Origin of the sequence: Mesorhizobium sp. WSM4898 (assembly GCF_029625845.1) — a bacterium.
In the GTDB taxonomy this organism is placed as follows: Bacteria; Pseudomonadota; Alphaproteobacteria; order Rhizobiales; family Rhizobiaceae; genus Mesorhizobium.
Genome location: NZ_JARTVQ010000001.1, coordinates 1,480,286 through 1,505,506 on the forward strand (window position 1 = coordinate 1,480,286; position 25,221 = coordinate 1,505,506).

General features: G+C 64.5%; 17 protein-coding genes. 10 read left to right on the top strand and 7 right to left on the bottom strand.

Annotation, left to right across the window (positions count from 1 at the left end; all coding sequences use genetic code 11):
- The first annotated feature begins 260 nt into the window (after window positions 1–260).
- Both P9228_RS07285 and hydA read left to right on the top strand, forming a co-directional pair.
- On the top strand, window positions 261–2,681 hold the full coding sequence (locus tag P9228_RS07285) for an FAD-dependent oxidoreductase (protein WP_278052849.1): 2,421 nt from the start codon (window positions 261–263) through the stop codon (window positions 2,679–2,681).
- A gap of 54 nt (window positions 2,682–2,735) precedes the next feature.
- Entirely contained in the window at window positions 2,736–4,178 is a 1,443-nt protein-coding gene (gene hydA, locus P9228_RS07290; RefSeq protein WP_278052850.1) for a dihydropyrimidinase, read from the top strand.
- 39 nt (window positions 4,179–4,217) lie between these two features.
- Here the strand turns inward: hydA and P9228_RS07295 are convergent, their stop codons facing one another.
- Window positions 4,218–4,823 carry an alpha-ketoglutarate-dependent dioxygenase AlkB gene (locus P9228_RS07295; RefSeq protein ID WP_278052898.1) on the bottom strand — a complete coding sequence of 202 codons (606 nt, stop codon included), beginning with the start codon at window positions 4,821–4,823 and terminating at the stop codon, window positions 4,218–4,220.
- 56 nt (window positions 4,824–4,879) lie between these two features.
- On the opposite strand from P9228_RS07295, the gene P9228_RS07300 reads away from it, so the two are divergent.
- The 7 genes from P9228_RS07300 to P9228_RS07330 all read left to right on the top strand — a co-directional run bounded on the left by P9228_RS07300 (window position 4,880) and on the right by P9228_RS07330 (window position 13,785).
- The gene (locus P9228_RS07300; RefSeq protein ID WP_278052851.1) at window positions 4,880–5,155 is read left to right on the top strand and encodes a KTSC domain-containing protein; all 276 of its coding nucleotides are present in this window, start codon (window positions 4,880–4,882) and stop codon (window positions 5,153–5,155) included.
- Between the two features lie 405 nt (window positions 5,156–5,560).
- Window positions 5,561–6,130 (top strand): (2Fe-2S)-binding protein, encoded by a 570-nt coding sequence (locus P9228_RS07305; RefSeq protein ID WP_278052852.1) that lies wholly within the window; start codon window positions 5,561–5,563, stop codon window positions 6,128–6,130.
- A gap of 2 nt (window positions 6,131–6,132) precedes the next feature.
- Entirely contained in the window at window positions 6,133–7,155 is a 1,023-nt protein-coding gene (locus tag P9228_RS07310; protein ID WP_278052853.1) for a xanthine dehydrogenase family protein subunit M, read from the top strand.
- A 2-nt stretch (window positions 7,156–7,157) separates the two neighbouring features.
- A complete protein-coding gene (locus P9228_RS07315) occupies window positions 7,158–9,437 on the top strand; it encodes a xanthine dehydrogenase family protein molybdopterin-binding subunit (RefSeq protein WP_278052854.1) in 2,280 nt (759 codons plus the stop codon).
- A 404-nt stretch (window positions 9,438–9,841) separates the two neighbouring features.
- On the top strand, window positions 9,842–10,675 hold the full coding sequence (gene fghA / locus P9228_RS07320) for an S-formylglutathione hydrolase (RefSeq protein ID WP_278052855.1): 834 nt from the start codon (window positions 9,842–9,844) through the stop codon (window positions 10,673–10,675).
- A 252-nt stretch (window positions 10,676–10,927) separates the two neighbouring features.
- On the top strand, window positions 10,928–13,477 hold the full coding sequence (locus tag P9228_RS07325) for a caspase family protein (RefSeq protein ID WP_278052856.1): 2,550 nt from the start codon (window positions 10,928–10,930) through the stop codon (window positions 13,475–13,477).
- 14 nt (window positions 13,478–13,491) lie between these two features.
- Complete coding sequence (locus tag P9228_RS07330; RefSeq protein ID WP_278052857.1) at window positions 13,492–13,785, top strand: hypothetical protein; 294 nt, start codon at window positions 13,492–13,494, stop codon at window positions 13,783–13,785.
- Window positions 13,786–13,858: 73 nt separating this feature from the next.
- On the opposite strand, the gene P9228_RS07335 is transcribed toward P9228_RS07330, so the two are convergent.
- Window positions 13,859–14,425, bottom strand: coding sequence for a hypothetical protein (locus P9228_RS07335; protein WP_278052858.1), 567 nt, complete (start codon window positions 14,423–14,425; stop codon window positions 13,859–13,861).
- A gap of 174 nt (window positions 14,426–14,599) precedes the next feature.
- Between P9228_RS07335 and P9228_RS07340 the strand changes: the two genes are divergently transcribed.
- On the top strand, window positions 14,600–15,133 hold the full coding sequence (locus P9228_RS07340; RefSeq protein ID WP_179293662.1) for an OmpA family protein: 534 nt from the start codon (window positions 14,600–14,602) through the stop codon (window positions 15,131–15,133).
- Window positions 15,134–15,187: 54 nt separating this feature from the next.
- On the opposite strand, the gene P9228_RS07345 is transcribed toward P9228_RS07340, so the two are convergent.
- The 5 genes from P9228_RS07345 to tssM form a co-directional block, all read right to left on the bottom strand.
- The gene (locus P9228_RS07345) at window positions 15,188–17,611 is read right to left on the bottom strand and encodes a peptidoglycan DD-metalloendopeptidase family protein (RefSeq protein WP_278052859.1); all 2,424 of its coding nucleotides are present in this window, start codon (window positions 17,609–17,611) and stop codon (window positions 15,188–15,190) included.
- The gene (locus tag P9228_RS07350; RefSeq protein WP_127215028.1) at window positions 17,608–18,018 is read right to left on the bottom strand and encodes a DUF1036 domain-containing protein; all 411 of its coding nucleotides are present in this window, start codon (window positions 18,016–18,018) and stop codon (window positions 17,608–17,610) included. The genes P9228_RS07345 and P9228_RS07350 overlap by 4 nt, the downstream gene beginning before the upstream one ends.
- A gap of 101 nt (window positions 18,019–18,119) precedes the next feature.
- A complete protein-coding gene (locus P9228_RS07355) occupies window positions 18,120–20,753 on the bottom strand; it encodes a serine/threonine protein kinase (RefSeq protein WP_278052860.1) in 2,634 nt (877 codons plus the stop codon).
- Between the two features lie 5 nt (window positions 20,754–20,758).
- Window positions 20,759–21,523 carry a protein phosphatase 2C domain-containing protein gene (locus tag P9228_RS07360; protein ID WP_066989102.1) on the bottom strand — a complete coding sequence of 255 codons (765 nt, stop codon included), beginning with the start codon at window positions 21,521–21,523 and terminating at the stop codon, window positions 20,759–20,761.
- 153 nt (window positions 21,524–21,676) lie between these two features.
- On the bottom strand, window positions 21,677–25,207 hold the full coding sequence (gene tssM / locus P9228_RS07365; protein WP_278052861.1) for a type VI secretion system membrane subunit TssM: 3,531 nt from the start codon (window positions 25,205–25,207) through the stop codon (window positions 21,677–21,679).
- Window positions 25,208–25,221 lie beyond the last annotated feature (14 nt).

A 25,221-nucleotide genomic window follows, 5' to 3' on the forward strand; every position in this document is an offset into this window, starting at 1 on the left:
CAAAAGCTACACCCGGCCTCTATGCCTACAAACGAAGATTGATGTGGCTATGACCTCGTTTTTTTTGCTCTTAACTGCCCCGAAAAGCAGCAGCCAGCCCCAATAGCAGGCTTTACAGTCGTTTCCCGAGCTTTCTACATTGCCGGCGTTCGAAAAAGTGGGGTCATGTTGTCGGCACAAGAGCCAGCACGGACCCCTGTTGTTATCCGGCCCGTCGCCCGGCCGTCCGGCTCCGGCACACAGCCACAAGGAACACGTAAATGCGGACTCATGCCCAGGCTGTTGTGATCGGCGGCGGCCTGATCGGATGCTCGATCCTCTATCATCTGACCAAGCACGGCTGGAGCGATGTCGTGCTGTTCGAGCGCGACGAGCTCACCTCGGGCTCGACCTGGCATGCTGCGGCCAACATTCACGGCTTGCACGACTCGACCAATATCAGCCGCCTGCAGCATTACACCATGGCGCTCTACAAGGAGCTGGAGAAGGAGACTGGTCAGGGCTGCGGCATCTTCCAGCCGGGATCGCTTTATCTCGCCCAGACCGAGGCGCGTGAACATCAGCTCCGGCTGCAGGAAGCCAAAGCGCGCCGCTACAAGATGAACTTCTACGAGGTCGACCGCGCGGAGGCCGAGCGGCTGCACCCGCTCGTCGACTTCGACGGCATACGCTGCATCATGTACGAACCCGAAGGCGGCAATGTCGATCCTTCGGGCGTGACGGCCGCCTACGCGGCCGGCGCGCGCCAGCGTGGCGCCGAAATCCACCGCTTCACCGCGGTGACCGGAACGGAGCAGCAGCCGGACGGCAGCTGGATCGTGCGCACCACCAAGGGCGACGTCCGCACGCAATGGGTGGTGAACGCCGCCGGACTGTGGGCGCGTGAGGTCGGCGCGATGGCCGGGTTGGCGCTGCCCCTCATACCGACCGAGCACCAGTATTTCGTCACCGAGACCATCCCAGAGATCGCCTCGATGGGCCGGCGTCTGCCTTCGGTCGCCGACCGCGATGGCGAATATTACCTGCGTCAGGAGGGCCTCGGCCTGCTGATCGGCGCCTATGAGCGGGCGATGAAATTCTGGGCCGAGGACGGGACGCCGCAGGATTTCGGCCACGAGCTGTTCCCGGACGATCTGGAACGCATCGAGGAGAACATGATGCGCGCGATCGCCCGCGTGCCGGCGGTCGGCGCTGCCGGCGTCAAGACGGTGATCAACGGACCGATGATCTGGTCGCCGGACAGCGCCGCGCTGTTCGGCCCGGTGCCGGAGCTGCGCAACTATTTCTGCTGCGCCGGCATCATTCCGGGCTTTTCGCAATCCGGCGGCCTCGGGCGCCTGGCGGCCGAGTGGATGATCGAGGGCGAGCCGACGCTCGACATGTTCGGCTGGGATCTCGCCCGCTTCGGCCACTGGGCGGGCAAGGCATTCGTCAAGGCGCGCGTGCAGGACCAGTACAGCCATCGCTTCAAGATCCATTTCCCAAACGAGGAGCGCGCCGCTGGACGGCCGGTGCGCACACGGCCGGCCTATTCCATGCAGAAGGAAAACGGCGCGGTGTTCGGCCTGAACTTCGGCTGGGAGCATCCGCTGTGGTTCTCGATCGACGGCGAGCCGCGCGAGGAGACGATCGGCTTCACCAGGCAGAACTGGTGGCACCCTGTCGGCCGCGAGGCGCGCATGCTGCGCGACCATGTCGGCATCATCGACATCTCCAACTTCGCCAAATACGAGGTGAAGGGGCCGGGCGCCGAGGCCTGGCTGAACGCGCTTTTCGCCAACAAGATTCCCTCGCGGGTCGGACGATCCTGCCTGACGCCGCTGATCGGCAAGCGCGGCGGCATCGCCGGCGACTTCACCGTCACCAAGCTGGCGGAGGACGAGTATCGCGTCTTCGGCTCCGGCATGGCGGAGCGCTATCATCAGCGTTTCTTCAAGATGCTGCCCTTGCCGGAGGGCACGACGTTCCGTTCGCTCACCGAGAACATGTGCGGCTTCAACGTCGCCGGGCCGAAGTCGCGCGCGGTGCTGCAGCGCTTGACCAATGACGATTTGACGACGGCGTCGTTCCCCTTCATGGCCTCGCGCCGCATCACCGTTGCCGGCCTCGATGTCATTGCGCTGCGCGTCTCCTTCACCGGCGATCTCGGCTGGGAGCTCTATTGCGAGGAGAAGGACCAGACCGCTCTTTACAACGCCCTGCTCGACGCGGCGCGTCAGGAAGGCGGCGGGCCGGTCGGCTCGCGCGCGCTGATGTCGCTAAGGGTCGAGAAGGGCTATGGCAGCTGGGGCCGCGAATACTCGCCCGAATACTGGCCGCAGGAGGTCAAGTTCGACCGCCTGATCAAGATGGATAAGGGCGACTTCCTCAACCGCGACGCCTACGCCGCGCTGGCATCGAAGCCGGCCCGCGACGAGCTGATCATGATCTCGATCGAGGCGAAGGATGCCGACGCCACGGGCGGCGAGCCGATCTTCCTTCCCGATGGCACGCCGGTCGGCCAGGTCACGTCTGGCGCCTACGGCTATCATGTCGGCATGTCGCTGGCGCTCGGCTATGTGAAGGCGGGCTCGGTGAAATCCGGCGATGCCGTCACCGTCGCGATCCTCGGCCGGCCGCACAATGCCGTGTTGCTCGAGAGGCCGCCCTTCGATCCCGATGGCAAGCGGCTGAGGGCCTGACCGGTGCTTGCCTGCCCGGTGACCCGCAACAGCACAGCGGCGTGAGCGGCACGAATGGCGCGGCGCTCGCATCAGCTGGTCGTAAAAGGCGGTAGGGTCGCTTTGGATGACGGTTGGCGGGATTGCGACGTCGGCATCGATGACGGCCGCATTGCGGCGATCGATTCAGGCCTGCAAGGTGGGCAAACCATTGACGCCGCGGGCCTGTGGGTGATGCCTGGCGGCATCGATGCCCACTGCCATCTCGACCAGCCTGTTTGGGGCGGGGCCGGTAACGCCGACGATTTTGAATCGGGCTCCATCTCGGCCGCATTCGGCGGCACGACCTGCATCGTGCCCTTCGGCATGCCGGGTCCAAATATGACCACGGTGGATGCGCTCGAACGGGCGATGGGCTGCGCGGCCGGCCGTTCCATCATCGACTACGGCCTCCATGCGGTGGTGACGATGGGGACCGGCGCCAACGTCGAGGCACAACTTAGCCAATTGGCCGGGCAAGGCATTGCTTCGGTCAAGCTTTTCATGACCTACCAGGGCTTCGCGGTCGACGACGACCTGTTCTTCACCGTGCTCGATACGGCGAGGAAGCTCGGCTGGATCGTCATGGTTCATGCCGAGAACGATGCCGCCATTCGGCGCACGCGGCAGCGGCTGATCGAGCTTGGCCGCACCGAGATGCGCTATCACGCCGTGGCGCACAGCGAGATCATGGAGCGCGAGGCGACCCATCGGGCTCTGGCGCTGGCGGAGATGACCGGCGCCCGTATGACCATCGTCCATGTGTCGTCGCGGCAGTCCGCCGAGGAAGTCGCGCGGGCGCGTCAGCGCGGCGTCGACGTCGCGGCCGAAACCTGCCCGCAATACATCTTCCTCGGTGCCGCGGACCTCGCCCGCCCAGGCAAGGACGCCGCCCGCTTCGTCTTTTCGCCGCCGCCGCGCACGCCGCATAGCCGCGAGCATCTCTGGCGGCTGCTGGCGGACGGCGGCATCGACCTCTGGTCGTCCGATCATTCGCCCTATTATTTCGCCGACAAGATCGGCAAGGCGCCGGAGCCAGGTTTCACCACGACATTGAGCGGTATTCCGGGCCTGGAAACCAGGCTGCCGCTGCTGTTTTCCGAAGGGCTGCTGACGGGGCGCCTTTCGCTGCAGCGATATCTGGATCTGACCTCGCGCAATGCCGCCGCGATCTACGGTCTCGACCACCGCAAGGGTCGCATCGCCCCCGGCCTGGACGCTGATCTCGCGCTCTGGGACCCGGCACGCAAGTGGACCATCGGCCACGAAATGCTGCACTCGCGCGTCGACTTTTCGCCTTACGAAGGCAAGGCGGTGACGGGCAAGCCGATCACCGTGCTGCTGCGTGGTGAGCCGCTGATCGCGGGCGAAAAGCTGCAGGCGCAAGCTGGTTTCGGCGGCTTCGTCGCGCGCCGTCCGTCCGATCCGGCAAAGGCCGGCACGGCTGTGGAGGACACCACGCCATGGCTCGACCCCTGATTGGGCGACTTGGAATATCGGCCTGGCAGAACGTCGGACTTACAGCGTGGGTCGCAAGGTCCGAAATGTGACCGAGTAGCGGTGTTCTGCGAGCGGCGGAATGCTGTGCTCCCATTCGTTGCGCGCCGGACCGGCCATGAGATAGGCGGATCTCGGCTCGACCTCGATCGTCTGCCGGTCCCATGTCGCGCCGTTCCTGCGGCGCAGCCGGAAACTGCAGGATGCCAGCAGGGAGACGCCTGCGACGAGCTCGAAATGGGGCTTGTCGCGATGCCAGCCGATGCCCGCGCCAGGCCGGTATTCGTTGATCAGCACCTGCGAGAACTCCGACGCGGGCCGACCGGCGAAGTCGGCGACCTTGTCGCGAAGCGGCAGCAGGAAGTCGGGTATGGCCGGTGCTTCCACGACCTCGCGGCGGTCGTAGTCGTAACGCAGCCCGAAGCCGACAACCTGCCTGTTGGCTAGATGGCCGTGGAAGTCGAAGGGCTTGAACGGCAGGCCTTCGATGCAGCGCACCAACGCGCTTTCTTCGTTGCGCGTGATCAGCTCCGGCCGGTAGCGGAATCCTTGCGGCAGGCTGTTCGGGACACCGAAAAGATCTCCTTGGCGGACTTGCGCCGTGGCGCTCGATTTCGTTGACGGCATAAACCTCAGATAGGCAATTCGGCAGGTCTCGCAAGGCCCTGATCCGTCGGCAGCCGGTGCGACGGAACCCATTGACAGCTCCGGGAATTACGCATTGGCCAACGGGGCGCTCGTCATGCCTTCCACCGCCATCCGGAACATCTATTACGACCCGGCGACGAAGATCCTTTCGGTATGGTTTGTCCCGAGCGGCGACCGCTAATGACTATGAGCAGGTTGAGCCAGAGACCCACGCGGCATTCAAGGCTGCTCGGTCCAAGGGCCGGTGCTTCAACGAGTTCGTGCGCGACCGATACAGCTTCCATCTGGTGGCGCAAGGACCGCAGCATTGAACCAGAGCCCCGCTCCCATGCCCTGCTCGAAGCCACCCCTCCTGTCGTTGGGCAGGGCCTGTTAGCCTTATTGCTCAGCTACGGTTCGAACTGGGGAATTGGTATCTACCGGTGTGACTTTCGATCGGTTGTGCGAGCTTGCGCAGCGCCGGTGCGCACCGCCGCGTGGCAGTCAACCTCCCTTGCGCGGAACGTTCCTCTGCTGTCCCGGCGTGCTCTGCCTCCGACTTCCGTCGATGCTGTCACAGTCGCGTGAGCTTCCGGGCCTTCGCCTGCAAAATTCGGAACAATGCCCCCGTTGAGAGGTTAGCGCCCCATAGCCAGCCCCGATGACAGCCAGCCTGGGAGCGAGCCATGTCCCGAATTTTTGCGCCAAGCGCGACCGGCCTCAGCCGGCGAAGCTTCATGACAGCTACTGTCTCAGCCGCCGCGGTGGCGCCCTTGCTCAGCTCCCCAACGAGAGCGGCAAAACCGGCCGCGACCCGTTCCGGCTTGAGGGAAAAGGTCGCGGTGTCCTTGCGCATCAACAAGCAGCCTTACGAGCTTTCGCTGGATGCCAGGACCAGCCTGCTTGACGCCCTGCGGGACCATGTCGGCCTTACCGGCACGAAAAAAGGTTGCGACCATGGGCAGTGCGGCGCCTGCACCGTTCTGGTGGACGGAAAGCGCGTGCTCTCCTGCTTGAGCTTCGCCGTGATGAACGACGGCAAGGAGGTGACGACCGTCGAAGGGCTTGCCTCGAGCGACGGCAAGCTGCATCCGATGCAGCAGGCCTTCATCGACCACGACGCGTTCCAGTGCGGCTACTGCACGCCGGGTCAGATCATGTCGGCCATCGGCTGCGTCAACGAAGGCCACGCCAACTCCGAGGACGACATCCGCGAATACATGAGCGGCAATATCTGCCGCTGTGCGGCCTACCCGAACATCGTCGCCGCGGTCGTCCAGGCGCGCGATCAGGCGAGAGGAACCTGACGATGCGCCCCTTCATCTATGAACGGCCGACAGATGTCTCCGCCGCGGTCGCCATCGCATCCCGCTTTACCACCGAGGACGACCAGCCGACACGGGCGAACGCGCAGTTCATCGCAGGCGGCACCAATCTTGCAGACTATATGAAACTTGGGGTGGCGGCGCCCAACCGGCTGCTGGACCTCAACCGGCTCGAAGAGCCAGGGCTGAGGCAGATCAGGGTTACCGACGACGGCGTGCGCTTCGGCGCCCTGGTGCGGATGGGCGAGGCTGCCGACCATGGCGAAGTCAAACGCCGCTATCCCGTCATTGCCGAAAGTTTGCGGCTGGCGGCAAGCGGCCAGATCCGCAACACGGCGAGCCTTGCCGGCAACATGCTGCAGCGAACGCGCTGCGAATACTTCCGCGAGCCCTCCTGGGCCTGCAACAAGCGGGTGCCGGGTTCGGGCTGCGCGGCGATGGAAGGCTTCAACCGCCAGCACGCGGTGCTGGGCGCCAGCGATGCCTGCATTGCCACCTATCACGGCGACTTTGCCCAGGCTCTGATTGCGCTCGATGCCGTTATTCGAGCCGAGGGGTCTCGCGGAGCGCGCGAAATTCCCTTTGCCAGGCTGCATCGGCTGCCCCGCGACACGCCGCATATCGAGACGGATCTGGCGGCGGACGAGATCATCACCGCCATCGAGGTGCCTGCCTTACCGTGGGCCCGGCGCTCGCGCTACCTGAAGATCCGCGACCGCGAGTCTTATGCCTTTGCGCTGGCCTCGGCGGCCGTTGCGCTCGACCTCGACGGCGACAGCGTCCGCGAGGCAAGGATTGCGCTCGGCGGGCTGGCGACGGTGCCGTGGCGCGCCGGCGAGGCCGAAGCGGCCCTGCAGGGCAAGAAGCTCGACGAGGCATCGGCAGGTGCGGCGGCGGACGCTGCCTTTGCCGGTGCCGAACCGCGCCAGCACAATGCGTTCAAGATCGAGCTCGGCAAGCGGACGCTGGTGCGCGCGCTGCTCGAAACGCGAGACATGAAGGTGTGACCATGGACCCAGCCGCTCCGAAGCCCAAGGAGAACATGGGCGAACCGCTGCCGCGCGTCGATGCGCGGCTGAAAGTCACCGGGCAAGCCCACTATCCGGCAGACCTGCCGACGGCAAACCTAGCCTATGGCGCGCTGGCCACCAGCAGCATCGCCAAGGGCAGGGTGACGAAGCTTCACCTGGACGATGCCCGTGCCGTGCCCGGCCTTCTCGACATCGTCACTTATGGCGACATGGACAAGGTCGAGAAGCCGAAATTCGGCAACGCCGGCGCGACCTCGATCGGACCGCTGCATGACAGGACGATTTTCCACGACGGCCAGATCATCGCCTTGGCCGTTGCCGAGACATTCGAGGCGGCGGAGGAGGCGGCCCAGTTGATCCGCGCCGATTACGAGGAAGAGAAGCCGTCCGCGAGTTTCGATAGTCCCGGCACCAAAACCATTCCCGCCGCCGGCAAGAGTCCGCTGTTCAAGGAGGATGTGAAAGCAGGCGATTTCGACGCCGCCTATGCAGCCGCCGCGGTCAGGATCGACGCTCGGTATTCAACGCCCACCCAGCACCACAACCCGATCGAGCTGTTCTCCACGACGGCATTTTGGCAGGGCGATCAGCTCATCGTCCACGAGCCGTCCCAGAACGTCACCGGCTGGAAGGCCGAACTTGCGAGAGAATTGAAAATCGATCCGGCCAATGTGCGCATCGTCAGTCCCTTCATCGGCGGCGCCTTCGGCTCAAAAGGACCGATGACGCCGCGCACCGCCATCGTCGCAGTAGCCGCAAAACGTCTCGGGCGTCCCGTGCGCTGCGTGACGAGCCGCATGCAGGCTTTCGGCACACAGACTTACCGGGCCGAAACCCGCCACCGCATCCGGATCGGCGCCGGCGAGGACGGCCGCATCACCGCTTTCGCGCACGAAGGATGGGAGGTGACATCGCGCCCTGATCCCTATGTTGTCGGCGGCACTTCGGCGACCGGCCGCATGTACGACTACGGCTCGGTGTTGACGCATGTGTCGCTGGTCCAGGCAGATCGCAACACGCCGGGCTACATGCGTTCGCCGCCCGAGACACCTTACGTCTACGCGCTGGAAAACGCGATGGACGAGATGGCGGTGGCGCTTGGCATGGACCCGGTCGAGTTCCGCCGCATCAATGAGCCGAAGGCGGAACCGATCGGCAAGAAGCCCTTCTCCAGCCGCTCGCTGATCCAATGCTATGAACAGGCGGCCAATGCCTTCGGCTGGGCGAAGCGGGACCCCAAGGTCGGCGCGATGCGCGACGGCGACTGGCTGATCGGCATGGGCTGCGCCACCGCCATCTACCCCACCGCGGTGGCACCATGCGCGGCGCGCGTGCGCCTGACGTCGGATGGCGATGTGCGGGTGCAATGCGGCTCGCATGAGATCGGCACCGGCGTCCGGACAGTGGCCGCCCAGATGGCCTCGGAACGTCTTGGCGTTTCGATCGACAAGGTGACCGTCGAAATGGGCGACAGCAGCCTGCCTCCGGCCCCGGTCTCAGGTGGTTCGATTTCCACCGCAAGCGTCTGCTCGGCGGTTCTGAAGGCTTGCGATGCCATCCGGGCGAAGCTCTCCGCCGGAGCCACGGCCGAAGGCGGCCCGCTTGCCGGCTCACATAACGAGGAACTGGACCTTGACGGCGGCAAGCTTGCGGCCAGGGGCGGAGCGTCCGCGAAGATCGAGGACGTCTTCAAGGCGATGCAAATTGGCGCGATCGAGGAATATGCCGAGTTTGCCCCGAAAGGCGCGACGCCTGAGGCAGTGAAGAAACTCTATGCCGGTCAGTCGGAATTCCATGGCGGCGATCAGGACGAGGACTCGGTGAAATACGCCTTCGGCGCGGAGTTCGTCGAAGTTCGCATCAACAGCTGTACTCGGGAAATCCGTGTGCCGCGCATCGTCGGCGCTTTCGCGGCCGGCCGCATCATGAACACGCGCACCGCGCGCAGCCAGCTGATGGGCGGCATGATCTGGGGCATCGGCCAGGCGCTGCATGAAGCGACCGAGGTCGACAGGCGCTATGCCCGCTACGTCAACCGCGACCTGCAGGATTACCTCGTGCCGGTCAACGCCGACATCAGGGACCTGCAGGTGATCCTGGTCCCGGAGGTAGACCACGCCGTCAATCCGGCCGGCGTCAAAGGCTTGGGCGAACTCGGCAATGTCGGCACCGCCGCCGCCGTTGCCAGCGCGGTCTACCACGCGACGGGCAAGCGCATCCGCGATCTGCCGATCAGGATCGACCAGCTTATCGCTTGACGATGCGGCGAGCGGCAGCGCACCGCGATCTGCTCATCAATCCGCTGATTGCCGAGCCGCCGGTGCAATGCGAGCACCCCCACCCGCATTGCACCGTCGGATAGCTTCCGTTCACAACCCGTCGAATTTTCCCTGCCCGCTTGCCAGCGAGCGCCCCGCTTCGGTTTCGGCGAAGCAAAGGACAGAAAAGACTTCTTTTTGCGATCCGGCCCGGATGTTCTCTTGCCGACCCTAGAACACGCGAACGCTCGCCTGGGAGGCGACGCATAACGAGAGCGGCTCGAAATGTCCGCCCTTCCGCCGTTCGATCGCGCATCTGCGCCGTTTTGGCGAGGTGCAAGGTTGCGGGCGCCGGGTCCGGCAGCTATGTCGGGCCGGACATTCCCGGCGAGAAGGCAGAACCGATGAACGTCCTTTCCACGTCCAAATCGCACGGCGGCATCCAGGGCGTCTATTCGCACGCGTCGGAAGTCTGCGCTTGCGACATGACCTTTGCCGTCTTCGTGCCACCCCAGGCGAAGGACGGGCCTTTGCCGGTTTTGTGGTATCTCTCGGGGCTCACCTGCACCCATGCCAATGTCATGGACAAGGGCGAATACCGGCGACTGGCGGCCGAGCTTGGACTCGTCGTCGTCTGCCCCGACACCAGCCCGCGCGGTCCGGACGTTCCCGATGAGAAGGACAATTGGCAGTTCGGCTGCGGCGCCGGCTTCTACGTCGATGCCACGCAAGCGCCCTACGCGAAGAACTATCGCATGTACTCCTACGTCACTGAGGAATTGCCGGCGCTCGTCGCCGCCAATTTCCCGGTCGACATTTCGCGCCAGTCGATCTTCGGCCATTCGATGGGCGGGCACGGCGCGCTGACCATCGCGCTGAAGAACCCTGAGCGCTTCCGGAGCTGCTCGGCCTTCGCGCCGATCGTGCAGCCGACGACGGCGGGCTGGTCGCGGCCGGCGCTGGAAAAATATCTGGGATCAGACGAAAAGAGCTGGCGCGCCTGTGACGCCACGCTGCTCATTGAGGACGGCCATCGTTACGGCGAACTGCTCGTCGACCAGGGCAGCGCCGACGGCTTCCTCCAGGATGGTCTTCGTCCCTGGCTTCTCGAAGAGGCGTGCAAAAAGGCAGGCATCGCGCTGACGCTGCGCATGCAGGAGGGCTACGATCATTCCTACAATTTCATCTCGACCTTCATGGACGATCATTTGAAGTGGCACGCCGCGCGGATGGCATAGGCAGCGCAAACGCCCACCAGCCCTGAACCTGAAGTTGGATGGCCGCGACGCAATCCGGCGATCAAACGCGTCTTGTCATTGCGGTGAATAGGTCTCTGGAGTAATTTAGAACTTGGTTGGATGAGACGCATGCCCGCTGTCGTTATGCATGCGGTCTGCTCTGGTCCCGGCAGATTGTGAACTCTTTAACAGACCTCGGCGCCGCAAGCTGCGTTCCTGTGGCCGACAGGTCATAGCAGTTAAGGATTTGCCATGCTGCGATGCTGCGCGTTCCTTGCAGCCCTGGTTCTCGTGAGCTTCACGGCCTTCGAAGCTCATGCGGAGCGCAGGGTCGCCTTTGTGATCGGCAATTCCGAATACCGCGACATCCCGGCTCTCAAGAACCCGGACAAGGATGCCGAGGATGTGTCGAACACATTCCGCCTGGCCGGCTTCGACGTGTTCGTCGCCAAGGATCTCACCAAGCTTCGGTTCGAGGAGCAGTTCCGAAACTATCTCGCCGCGGCGGACGGTGCCGATCTCGCCGTCGTCTACTATTCGGGCCACGGTTTTCAGATCGGCGGCGAGAATTTCCTCATCCCGGTCGATGCCTCGCTCAAGGCCGCGGCCGACATCGAGGTCCAGGCGATCAAGCTCGACGACGTGCTGGAGCAGCTGCGGGCGAAATCGAAGATCCAGGTGATCATCCTCGATGCCTGCCGCAACAATCCGTTCCCGCGCAAGGACTATTGGTTGCGGGACCAGCTGATTGCCGCGGGCGGCACCGGACTTGCGCAGGTGAAGAGCTCGCTGAACACGCTGATTGCCTTCGCCACCGAGCCGGGAGCCGTCGCCTATGACGGAGCGGATGATCTCAGCCCGTTCTCGTCCGCCTTCTCGCGCCGGGCGCTGGCGCCCAACCAGGAGATCCGCACGGTGATGGCGGCGGTTCGCCGCGACGTGGTCAAAGCCACCGATGGCAAGCAGGTTCCTTGGGAGAATTCGTCGCTGATCGACGAGGTGGTGCTGATGCGCCGCGCCAGTCGACCGGCACTGCCGCCGGTGCTGGAAAAGGTCGTGCCGTCGGGCGTCGGACCGGTGGCGCTTGACCTGCCGGAGCCGGTCGATGTCGACGGCGGCGCGGTCACCGTCAGCATCGAAAGGCCGCCGGCGCTTGGACGCCTGACGCTGGACGGCAAGCCTGTCGCTGTCGGCCAGCCGATTGCGGGCAAGGATCTGCCGCGTCTTAAGATGGACGTGCCGAAAGGATCCGGCGCGCAGGAAGAGGTCGACATGCTGGCCTATGCCACGCATGACAATTGGGGCGGTCAATCCCAAGGTATCCTGGTGTTTCGGGTCAAGAACGGGAACGCGGCCGAAGGGCAGCAGCTCATGGCTTCGCTCGAGGCCGAGCAGGAGCAGCAGGTGCTGGAGCGCGGCATTCACATCACCGGCGCCGCCGAGGCGATCGAGAACCGTGACGTAACCGTCCCGGTCGGTGTCGGCCCTGTGCCGCTGAAGCTCGTTTTTCCGACCAAGGATCCCACCGTCAGCGTGAAGCTTGCAAGCTATCCGGCAACGGGAACGCTGTCGCTGCCGGACCGGACCTTGTCTCCGGATTCAAGCCTGATGGCCGATGAAGTCGACCACTTGCGCTACGAACCCCAGATCGGCGCCGTCAAGCCGCTGAGCGTCGGCTTCGAAATAAGGGCCGACAACACGCCGTCGAAGCCGGCGACGATGAAACTGTCGCCAAGCGTCGACGCCTGTGACAGGGAGGCCGGCGAGCCTCTCGACCTGCAGGGCGTCGTCCCCGGCCTGCTGCCGAACGAAATCAGCAGCAACGCCGTGGATGTCTGCCGGGCAGCGGTGAAAGCCTATCCCGACGTCGCCCGCTTCCGCTACCAGCTCGGGCGTGCGCTGCTTGTTGCCGGCAAGGTCGACGAGGCCAAGAAGGCGATCCAGGAGGCTGCCGACATGGGGCATGTCCGGGCGGTGTTCGAGCTTGGCTATCTCAACGCCACGGGAACGGGAATGCCCGTCAATCGCAAGCAGGCCAATACCTTCTATGCCGCAGCGTCCGACAAGGGCGATCCGTATGGAATGACCTCGTGGGGTCGCGCTTTGTTCAACGGCTATGGCGTCGATCGTGATGCCACCAAGGGCCTGGACCTGCTGCTCAAAGCGGCGGCGATGGGGCACACTTATGCCATGAACGACCTCGCCGCGATTTTTACGGAAGGTCGTAACGGCGTACCTGCCGATCCGGCTCGCGCCGTGGCCTTCCTCAAAGCGGGCGTCGAACGGCAGGACATGTATTCGATGAACCTGCTCGGCCGAAATTATCTCGCCGGCACTGGAGTTGAGAAGGATCCCAAGAGCGCGCTCGAACTCTTCCAGAAATCCATGGATCTCGGCCAACCCTACGCTCCCGGCAGCTTGGCGCGTATGTACAGGGACGGTGTCGGTGTGCAGCAGGACCTTGCTGAGGCGCAACGCCTTTTCGAGGTAGCGACCGACCGCGGTGATCAGTCGGCCGCATATGATCGCGCGGCTCTGGAACTGCAGCGGGGCGACAAGGCGGACCAGCCTCTCGCCGTACGTTACCTTGCTTTCGCGGCGGCGCTCGATGTTCGCAACGAAATTCCAGATGCCAAGGCCACGCTGGCGAAGTTCGGAGCTAAAGCGAAAACGGCGGCCCTGAAACAGCTGCGTGGGGAACTCAAATCAAAGATTTCGGCGGAGGGCTCGTTGGACGTTCAACTGGTCAAGACGGCCAGAGCGGTCTGGGAGCAAGCCAATCCGCGTCGGGACTTGTTCTGATCAACAAGGAGGCAATGGTGGGCAGGGCATCGAAACTGGCAATCATCGCAACATTCCTAACTGGAGTTCTGGCTGTCGCGGGGTGCACCGCCGTGACGCCCCAGGTCGAATCGGAGCCGATGACGAAGCAAAAAGTCGTTCGGACAACGACCACGCCAAAGGTGATCAAGCAGAAGAAGGTCACCGCGAAGAAGCCGATCGAACCGGCGGAGGTAACAACTGAAGCTCCGCCTCCAGTTATTCCAGCGATGGGCGGAGGCGGTAGCGGCGGCAATAGTGGTGGTGGTGGCGGCGGCTGGGGAGGTTGACCCCAAGGGGCGCAAGGCGGCTATCCGTGATCGCCGACATTCGAGCAGGCTTGGCTGGTTTGAGCAGGCTTGGCTAGTAAGCATCGGCCGATTGCTGCTGCGCCTCCATCTCCGCCATCTCGATGCCCGTTTCGACGAAGGCTGAAAGCACGGTAAACCGGTCCGCGAGCGATACCCGCGCAAGGCCTGCCAGTATCCCCGCGCTGACGGCATGGGCGGTCGGAAATTCGGCTGTCGCCTGATCGACGCCCGAGTCGCCGTCGCGCCAGCCTGCTGCCAAAGCGATCCAGGAAACCGGCGTCGCGGGCGGCACCTCAACGGCCTGGGCCACCGCCTCGCGATGGTCGGGGTTGCCGGGTTCGCCGACCCAGTCGCCGACGAGCGCCAGCAATTCGAGGTCCCTGTCGCCGAGGAGCTCGGCAAGGTTGCTCAGGCACTCATGCGCCCACCAGATCGCGGCCCGCTCCGGCAGAAGATAGGCGCAGAAGGTGATTGCCTCCTCCGGAACGCGTCCAGCGAGCAGCGCGCGGCAAAACTCGATCGAGGGCTGGTCTGTCGGGACCGCTTTCATGTCCCGGGCGATGGCGGGGCAAGCGCTGAAGAGATCCCGCGCCGTCCTGAACCGGAGCCCCCTCGCCATGGCTGCCACGCCCTTATTAGGAATAGGGATACTGAAGCCCCGGCGGAGGCGCTGGTCAAGCGTTAGCTTTAGCAAATGACGGGCGCACGCAGCGTGTGTTTGTTCACAGACAATCGGCGCGAGATTTGCTATCGTCCGCCGCAGCGAAATCCGCTCAAACAGGGAGTAACGGTCATGCGGTGGGCCAGTTCAGCCTTTGCATTGGCGGCCGTGCTTTTTTCGACGCACGTTTCCGCTGATCCGCTTCAGAAATCCGAAGACATCGTGAAGTTCTTCACCGGCGCGGGCAATCTCGGCGCGACGCGCGGCATCTGCGTCGGCACTGAAGAAGAGTGCAAGAGCAAGAACGACCAGACCGCGGCCCCGACCAAAACCGGGCTCGACATGATGATCAATTTCGCGCTGGATTCCGCCCAGCTCGACCAGACCGCGCGCACCGAGCTCGACGAGTTCGCCAAGGCGCTGAAAGACAACCGGCTGAGTTCGTTCAGCTTCGTTGTGGAAGGCCACACCGATGCTTCGGGTTCGGATCGCTACAATCAGGAGCTTTCGCAGCGCAGGGCGAAATCGGTTGCCGCATTCCTGACCGCGAACGGCGTACAGGCCACCCGGCTGGAAGCGATTGGTCTCGGCAAGTCGCACCCGCGCGTCGCCGATCCCTACGATCCGGTCAACCGCCGGGTCGAGATGCGGATCAGGACGGAATAAGCCGCACGAATCACTCACGCTGCGAACAGCGACCGACGGTAGCGCGACAGGGCCTCAAAGGGTGGCCTGGATCGAGCTTATCAGGGCCGTGACGGCTTGCTTGTATTTCTCGAACTCCGGCGATGTCTGTCGGACCTGGGTCGTGGTCGTCTGCTGGTTCTGATCGGACGACGCCAAGCGGGTCACCTTCTGACCCATTTTCCGCTCGGCCCAGTCGGCGACGTAGCTGGTGGTCTTTCCGGTAAGGAAAGGGTTGGCCTGGATCACGGCGGAGCCGAGCACTGCGCTCAATTGCGCCGAGCCGGGCGCCGCCAGCACCTGGGCAGCACCTTCCATGCCCAGGAAATGGCAGAGATAGAGCCGCCCGGCGGTGATCTGGTGGCCGCGGGCGCGAAGATAGGCTTCGCCCTCGCGCGCCAGATTGCGCACCATCTCGCGCGACAGTGTGGCATCGTAGCGGAGCGCGAGCAGGTCGGCGGTCGACAGCGAGCGGGCGAGATCGGGCCGATAGGTATTCATCATCCGGATCCAGGTCTTGGTGATGAACTGACCGGCACCGGTCGCCGAGGACAGCGGGTTCTTGGCTCGCGCTTTGCCGCCGCTTTCGACATGGACGATGCGGTCGGTCAGCGTCTCGACGGCAGCATCGCCGTAGCCGCCGCCGGCGCCGCCGGAAGCATAGGTGGCGACCGTGGTGACCGTACCCAGCGGATCGATCGCCTGGCCGCTCTGGTAGAGCTCGAAATGCAGGTGCGGGCCGGTCGAAAGTCCGGTGGTGCCGATATAGCCGATGACGTCGCCGGCCTTCACCTTGGTGCCGACGCCGCTCGCGATGGCGAATTTCTGCATATGCGCGTAGCGCGTCTCGCGCCCGTTGGCATGGGTAATCTTCACCAGATTGCCATAGCTGCCGCCATCGCCCTGGAAGGTGATTTCGCCGTCGAAGGCGGCCATGATCGGCGTGCCGACCGGAGCGGCCCAGTCGACGCCTTTGTGAATGCGAACGGTGCCCAGGATCGGGTGCTTGCGCGGGCCGAACGTCGAGGTCATCACCCCGCTCACCGGCGTGACCATGCCGTTGGTGACGTTGAGCGAGCGAACCTCGTCATTGCCCGTCACGCACGCATACTGGCCATCGCTCTGCTGGAAGACGAAACAGTCGAGCGTCTTCTCCGTGCCCTGAACGCCGACATAGAGGACCCGTCCGGAGATTTCGCCCTGGCCGCGCGGCGTCTGCGAGTAGATCAGCACCAGCCGCTGGTCCTCGCTGGCGAAGGCGTCGAGATCCTGTCCTCGCGACAGATACATGATGGCCTCTCCGATCACGCTGGTCGGAACCTTGTTGCGGGCGGCCGTCGAATATATCGCATCGAGCAGGCGATATTGGCGCTTGGGCCCGCCTTCGTCGGATGCGCCTGAATAGTTGAAAAGGTCCTCCCGCACCCACGGGTCGACGCCCGACACGAACGCGCCCGCAGCATTGCGCGTCAGCGTCCCGACATAGACATTCCTGGCGTAGATCGAGACCTGCATAAGCGACATGGTGGTGGTCTCGCGGCTCGGCCTGAATCCGCGCATCGCCACGACAAAGCCCGCCCCCAGCCCGTCACGGTTGAACAGCGTCTTCAGCGCTTCGCCCGCCAGCTTCGCGTCGTCGGCGGAGAAATGCGCATCGGCGACGACGCTGTCCAGGCTGCGGTCGTTGAGGATTTTTACGAATGTGTCCTCGGTCGCCTCGAAGCGCTGGTATTCGCTGCTGACGGTCGCAACGGTCGTGTTGTTCTCGATCTGGGTCTTCTTGAAAGCGGGAAGGGCGGCCTCGCCCTGGTCGACGGTCTCGCCCCAGCCCGCTTCCGGATCATCGGCATCCGCCTTGGGCGCTGAACTGGCAGGAGCTTCGCTCTCGTCGGGTGCGGCCTGAAGGTCGTTCTCAAGATCGCCTTGCTGGTCGTCGGCTGCGCCCGGAGCGAGGGGGGCGGCTTGCCGATCCTGCGGCGCCGTTGCAGGAGATTTCGGCGCGGTCTGCCGCTGCGCCTGGAAGAAGGCGAAATCCTCCTGCGTCGAGGGGATCGTCGTCATGAATTTTTCGCTGGCGCTCAACATTACATCGGACAAGATTTCGATCTGCGGCGAGGCGCCGGAACTGTCGAGCTCGGCCGGGCGCGCGACGGTCTTGCCCTTGGCCGTGTCGGCATCGGGCGCGAGCGTGATCCACATCGGATCGCCGGCGAGGTCGATGATGGCCGGCACATAGACCGAAGCGTCGGGCGGCACGTCATCCATCCCCTCGACCGGATGCAGTTCCTCGTCCTCGTCGCCGAAGGACCAGTAATCGCGTGTGAGGTAGAAACCCGTGGCTGTCGAGACGAGGACGAGTGCCGCAACGCCGGAAAGAATCCAGCGCCACAGCTTGCGTCGCCGCTCGGCAAGGCGCGCCTGCTTCTTCAGTTTGAAGCTCGTGTCGATGCTGTGCGTCACGGGCCGTTCCCGCTCAGGAAATAGGTCCAGCGCACCTGCTCCTGCGTGTCGACCTCGACAAAGCGCGCCGCGATATGGCCGCGCTGCCAGCATTCGTCGATGCCGCGGATCGAGAAGCGGCGCCGGTCGATGCACATCTCGATCGATCCGGTGAGGATCGCATGGCCGAAGACGTCCGTGGCGTAGATGTAGATGTAGCGGTTGGTCAGCTCCTCGCGGATGACGTTGACGCACTGGTTGGCGCCGATCGTCCACCAACCGTCGGTCTGGTCGGCATCGTCGACCTTCTGTCCGACGGCGAGGTTGACGACGTCGAGCGTCTGGTTGCAGACGGTGAATTCGGCATGTGCCTTGTTGACGGATAGCATGGAGAGCAAAGCCATGCCGGCAAGCGCAGCAAGCTTCATGCGGCCGATGCGATCAGCAACAGGCCGGATCGGTCCGCGCTCCTTGCGTGACTGGGAAAGGGTGGAAGAGAGCAGGCGGCAGAGAACCATCGGCGTCCGCGCTATCCGCCAAGCCGGAAATACTTGGCGGTGGCCGAAAATCCGGAATCGTCCGTCTGGATCTCCTTAAGGATCCGGGGCAGCACTTCCGAGGCGGGGGTCGGGCCCGCGAACATGGCGGCCTGGACGTCCCGTGGCCCGGTGATCACCAGGATGACCTGAGGCAAAGCCTTGCCGGCCGCCTTGTCGTCAGCGGCGAGATCGATGGCGATCTTGAAGGTCGCCCTGTCCGGCTGCGCGACCATGCGGCTGTCGAGGTTGAAGGCGGTGCCATTGTGGTTGATCAGCAACACGCTGGAGATGAGCCCCCCGCGCGTCACCAGCGTGCCGCTGATCGGTGATCCGTCGGGCACCGATGTCCGGTCGAGCACGAGCTGCGGTCGTTCAGCTTCGCTTCGGTCGAGAAGGTGCAGGAAGGTGGGTACGCCGCATTGTGATGGGGTAATCAGGCGCACGCTGATGTCCGGCTCGACGTTGAACCTGGACTGGAACGCACCGAGCAGTTGCTCGAAAGGCTGCACGGCCGTTCCGAAACCCTCGATCGCCGCGGATGTGCCCGTTGCCGATGTCAGGGTCGCGTAGAAGCAATTGCCGCCGCTGAAGTCGCGCACCCAGGAGGCGCGCTGAGCCAACGCGTCGGTTTTGTTTGACGGCGGCGGAACCTGGGGCTTTGGCAGATTGATTGCGACGTCTGTATTTTGAGATGGCTTGTTGGCCGGCGGTGGCTGCGGCATTGGTGCCGGTTGTGCTGTCGAGACTTTCGGCCTTGCCGGCTCAGTAGCCGCTTCGGGCGCTGCCGGCTGGCGCGCAGTCGAAGCCGGCGCCTGATTTTGGTTTTCCGTAACTTGCGGCGCCGGCGTCTTCGACTTCGACAATTTGGACAGAGCGTCGACGAGGTCGGATGCGCTCGGTTTCGTCGCCGGCGGTTTTGCTTCCGGCGCCGCAGCAGCTTCCGCCGTCGGGCTCGACGGCTTTTGGTTTTCCGCTGCTTTCGGCAGGGGTGCCGGCAAGTTCTCGACCGACGGCTGAGCCGGTTCGGCCTCCGCCGGCTGCGAGGCTTTCGCCTGGTTGTTTTTGGCCAGGCTCTCTGAAGGGGCAGGCGGTGTCGGCTCGGATTTCTGTCCGGTCTCTACTTGCGCCTGTTTCTGGGCAGTCTTGTCCTGCGGTTGCGGCGCAGCCGATAGGGCAGGCTGTGTCGGCTTCTGCTCAGTCTCGGCCTGCTTCTGGACGGGTTGTGTCGTGTCTTGCGGTTGCGGCAGAGCCGGAGCGGCAGGCTTTGCCGGCTCAACGGCGGCTGAGCTGTCCGCCTTCGGTGCTTCCGGCTGCGGTTCGGCCGGCGCTTGCGGCCGAGGTTGCGGTGCCTCTGGCTGAGGCGTCGATGCCTCCGCTACCGGCTTGGGCGCTTCCGCGACGGGTTTTGCTGCCGGCTTCGGCGTAAGAGGCCCAGGCTTTTCAACGGCAGGCGGAGTGACCAACGCGCCGCTCAAATAGACGCCGGCCGCCGCCAGGACTGCCAGAACCGCGACGCCGCCCGCTATGGCCGGGATCCGCGAGGGCTTTCGCTCCGCAGGTCGGCTTGAGGCACTGGCCGGAGCCGCCGCCGGCGCTGGCCTCGGTTGCGACAGGTGCGCAGGCCGCACATGCGGAACGAAACGCGGTTCGTCGGAGGCAGCAGAAGCCGGGGGACTGGAGTTTGGCAACGCCGTCCAGCCGGCGCGTGGCAAGCCGGATCGTTCGCGCGGAGCAAACGATGCGGGCGGCGGCAAGGTCGCGTCGAGGTCGTCGTCGCGCGTTGCCCTGGCGATCTCGGCCATGCTGGCGGGCCGGTCTTGAGGATCCGGCTGCAACATCGCTTCGATGAGTTCGCGGAAATCGGGATCGATGTCCGACAAGTCCGGCACGGTGCGGCGCTTCTCGATGACCTCATATTGCGAGCCGCTCATGTCGAGCGGCTTCCCGCGCAGCGCGGCCGCCAGCACCAGGCCGAGGCTGTAGATATCGGATTGCTCGCTGACCTCCCCGCCATAAAGGCCGAGCTGTTCGGGCGAGACGTAATTGTATTTGCCGGCGAATTTGCCGCCGATCAGCGTCTCGCCGCCGACATTCGCCGAGCGCGCGATGCCGAAGTCGATGATCTTGGCGCGCTCGACCCGGCCGCCCGGCAGGATAATGTTGTCGGGCGAAAGGTCGCGGTGGACCGCGCCGGCCTGATGGACGGCGCTCAGGCCCGAGGCGAGGCGATGGCAAAGCCGACGCACGTCCGGTGGCGCCATCGGGCCGCGCCGCATGACATCGAACAGCGACTGGCCGTCGACGAACTCCATCGCCAGGTAGGGGCGGCCGATGCCCGTATCGATGGTGAAGACGTGGTATCGCACCACCGCGTCATGCGACAAATGGTTGAGGATCGAGGCTTCCTTGCGGAACAGCGACAGGATGGTTTGGTCGCGCGCGAACTCGGGCAGCACGATCTTGATCGCGACATGGTCGCCGGTCTGGATATTGTGGCCGCGATAGACTTCGCCCATGCCGCCGGATGCGATGCGCTCGTCGAGCTCGTAGATGCCGCTGAGCTGCGTGCCGACGCCGGTATTTGCGAGGTTCGGCGAAATCCGCGTCCTGTCGTCGTCGCTCATCTGTCTCAGCCCCTGGACCGATCCGCATCGAGCGGTCCGTTGCGTCCGTCGCCGATCCTGACCAGCACGATGGTGACATTGTCCGTTCCGCCGCGCGCCAGCACCGTCTCCAGCAGCTTCTCGCACGCGGCTTGCGGCGGCGCGGACTTCACCGCCGCTTCGATCTCCGCGTCGCTGACATGCGCGGTGAGCCCGTCGGTGCTCAATACGAAGATATCCCCCGGCATCAGCTCGCCTTGCTGAAAATCGATCTCGAGTTCGTCGCTGACCCCGACGGCGTGGGTGATCACATTGCGGCGCGGCCAGGTGAGCGCTTCCTCCGCGCTGATCATGCCCCGGTCTAGCAGCTCCTGGACTTCGGTATGATCCCTGGAAATCTGCGAGATAGCGCCGCCGCGTACCAGATAGATGCGGCTGTCGCCGGCCCACAGGCCCGCGAACCGCCCCTCCATGGCGAGCAGGGCGGCGAAGGTGGAGCCGATGGTGATGCCGCGCGAACGCGATATGTTGCGGATCTCGGCATTGGCGCGGCTCAGCCGGTCCTCGAAACGGGCGCGAAGGTCCGGCGCCGAGCTCGCAATGCCGATCGTCGCCAGGTGGTCGACGATGCTGGCCGAAGCGACCTCGCCGGCCTCATGGCCGCCCATTCCGTCGGCCACCACCCAAAGGCCGGCTTGTTGCTCGACCAGATAGTTGTCTTCGTTGTGGTCGCGCACACAGCCTTTGTGGCTGACGCCGAAACTCTCAATGGAAAGGGCGACAGTGCTCAATTTGCCACCAAGCGCTTCGCGAGCGTCCTCTGTGACGAACGATGGGCCGCGTGCCCAGGCCAGTTTGCCACAAGCGCATACTTTAGAGTATCAAAATGAAGGCGGGAGACGGTGCTGCTCGGGAACGATCCGATCGACCATGACGGCGCCATCTCAGAATGCCTTCGGACAGCTGAACCCGGACAGCGCCGGGAGCAGGAAGGGATTGGCGCCAGAGCCGCTCTCCATCTTGTAGGCGACGTCGCGTCCGCCGATCACGAAGCGCGCCTCGGCGCCGGCGCCGTTGCTGGTGACGCTCGCCTTGTCCAGCAGGCGCTTCAGAGCCCATGGCCCTTCGAATTTGAGGGCGGACTCGCGGCCGGGCATCTCCGGCGTCAGGCTGAGGCTCGCGGATCCGGAAGCGCCGCCGCCCGGCCATGTCACCGTGCTCGGCGCATTGCCGGCCTGCGTGCTTTGCACCGTCTGCCCATCTATGTTGAGCACCGCGCTATCCACCTCGCTGTTCAGCGAGGAGGGCGTGAAGGTGATCGAGACCGACGGCGCCGAACCGCCGGAGGGGAAGAAGGCGCTGCGGATTTCCGCCGCCGACTGGAACGCCTTCAAGGTCGATTTGGCGAGGTCGCGGCTGGAGCGGGCCTCCTGCTTCCAGGTCCAGTCCTGGCCTGTCATGTCGATCAGCGGCGCCAGGTTCTGCGCAAAGAACCGGTCCATCAGGCCGCCCGGTGCGAACAGCTTGGCGAAATCGGCAAGAGAGATTTCCTCGCTGCCGTCGCCGGCAAAGGGATAGTGGCCGTTGACGGCTTCCTCGCAGGGGCGCGTGACCGTCTCGTCGAGCATCTGGTTGAGGTTGGCTACCGAAGTCTCGGCGACATTGCCTTCGAACTCGTCCGCCGCCGCGTTGACCATGCGCGCGAGCTGCTTGGGCAGGCGCGAGGCATTGGCGCGCATCGTCGAAATCTGCAGCTTCAGGTTCGCGTTGACGCGCTCCGTCTGCGCGGGGACATCCGCTGCCAGCTTCACGCTCTGGTAGATGTCGTGGAAGTTTTGCGTCAGCGCATCGAGCGGGCGGCGACCGCTGGAGCCGCTCACCAGCGCTTGGAACGGCCTGAACTGCGCCTCGACGGTGGCGCCGGCATTCTGCGTGGCGGACGAGCTTGCCCCGGCGCGGCTCTGCGACTTGCCGCCGGCGATCTGCAGACCGATGCGGGCGAGACCCTTGGCCATAACGACCGGGTCCTGCTGCGCCGTTCCGGTGTCGCCTGCGAAGGCGGCGCCGTCTTTTGTCAGGGCGGTTTCATCGGCAATGGCCGTGAACAGCCGGTCCAGCGGCGAGTCCGGCGAGGCGGCGGCCGAGAGCGTGATATATTGCGGCTTGTCCTTCAGCATCGCCCTGAATTTCAATTGGTCGAGCGCGCCGTTCCAGGCGGAGGCGAACTCCTTGCCGTAGCGATCGATGAGTTCGGGGCCGAGCCTGGGCAGGTCCTGATCGATGCCGCCCTGCTCGCCGCCGCCGCCGAGAACCCACTGGTCATCGACCAGCATTTGCGCGATGCGCGAGAGCTGCGGCAGGTAGAAACCGTTGAACCCCGCCTTGGTGTAGAGGCCGGGAACGCCAAGGTCGGCGAGCTCTGCGCCGTCCATGCGTTCGAACAGCAGCTGCGCCTCCGGACCGGCTTTGGCGGCAACGGAAAAATCCTGGAGCCTTGCCGCATAGACCGCCGATCTGATCAGCGCCGACGCGCGGTCGGCAAGGCTCATGCGTCCGAGCGAGCGTTGCGCGGCCTCGACCAGCGGCTGGTTGAGCTCGAACACCGGGTCGTAGGCATCGTCGAGCGCCAGCATGGCGCGCAGATGCTTTTCGAGCTGCGCGCGGCCTTCGCGGTTGTTCTCGCCGGGGTAGCGGTTTTCCTCCCAATCCTGCTTCATCCAGGAGACGATCAGCTCGTCGTCGACCTTGGGCGCCTTGCCGCCCAGCATCAGATAGATCTTCAACGGTTCGTAGAGCGCGATCGGGTCGGCCATCTTGGCCTGGATCGTGCGCTCCGCCTGAACCAGCAGACGCGAGCGGAAGCTACGCTCCAGCGCCTGCCGATAGGCGGATTTGGACGCCGACAGAAGCCTCTCCCGCTGGCTGAGCCCGAAACTCTCCTCGATCGGCTTCGTTTGGCCGGCGGTCTCATATCCCGCCGGCAGGTTGCGCAGTTGATCGAGCGGGCCGATGACGTTTTCGAGGTCGACATCAGTAACTGTCGTGCTCCTGAGCAGCGAATCCGCGCCGTCCCGATACCGCGCCATGGCCTGTCTAGTGGAGCCGATCAGCGACTCGTTGGCAAAGTAGCTGAGGCCCAGCACGCCGAGCGCTGCAAAAGCCGCCAATGCGATCGCGGCGAGGCTGCCAAATCTGGCGAGCCTGGCGCGCCGCTCCGCTGTCCTGTCGAACGAGACCCAGCCGGCCTCGGGGAAGATCACCTTCGCCAGAAGATCATGCAGGAAGAAGCTCTTGCCGGTACCGGAAAGATGCGCCTGCGAAGCGCTGCCGAAATTGCGGCCGATCGCGCCCAGCACTTGGTCGATCGGTGTTCCTTCCTGCGTGCCCGACGAGAAATAGAGGCCGCGCAGGCTGACATTCACCTGGGCCCGCGAGGCATCGAAAAGGCTGGTGACGAACCGCACGACGCGGGTTCGCAGCGCGACGAACTGGGCCGGGAAGCCGAAGATCGCGATGCGCGCCACCGGATCGGCCTCGTCCTGCAGGCGGTCGGCGATCTCGTCCGCAAGCTGCCTGGCCAGCGCGTCGAACTCGGCCGAGGTTTCGCCGACCATGTTCCTGTTGCGGTCGGTGGTCTGGAACGTCGCGCCCCAGACCTTGCGTCGGCGGACTTCATCGAAATTGCCGAAATAGTCCATGAAGCCTGCGACGAGGTCCGCCTTGGTGAAGAGCAGGTAGACCGGAAACTGGATCTTCAGCGTCTCGTGCAACTCCCGCAGCCGGCTTCGTAACTCGGTGACATGCGCATCGAGCTGCTGGTCGTCGAAGCCGATCAGATCGGCGACGCTGATGGCGAGGATCACGCCGTTGATCGGCTGCCGGGTGCGGTACTTCTTGAGCAGTCCAAGGAAGCCGAGCCAGCTCGCCTTGTCGCGCTGGGCATCCGAATCCTGCGTCGTGTAGCGGCCGGCCGTATCGATCAGCACGGCATCCTCGGTGAACCACCAGTCGCAGGACCGCGTGCCGCCGACTCCGGCCAGCGGCTGGGCATTGCCGGAGCCGGCAAGCGGAAATTTCAGCCCCGAATTGACCAGCGCCGTCGTTTTGCCGGCGCCCGGCGGGCCGATGATGATGTACCACGGGATTTCATAGAGGAAGTTGCGCCTGCCGCTCGACTGCTTCAGGGTCGCGATGGCCTCGCTCATACGCGCCTCGAGCACCTCTGAATCGTCGTTGCGGTCGCCGCTGCGTACGATGCCCGTTTCAAGCGCGTTCTGCGCCTTGCGCGCTCGCCAGAAGCGGATGCCGTAGAAGATTGCAAGCAGCGCAACGGCCACGCCGATGATCGTTGTCCGGAGCCAGACCGGTCCGAGCGGGCGTGTATCGGCATACCGGATCAGCGGCCCCGCATACCAGACAGCAGCCGAGAAGCCGGCAAGTGCGAGCAGGCTGAACAGCCGCAGCACCCAGCGCATCAGTGCCGCTCCCC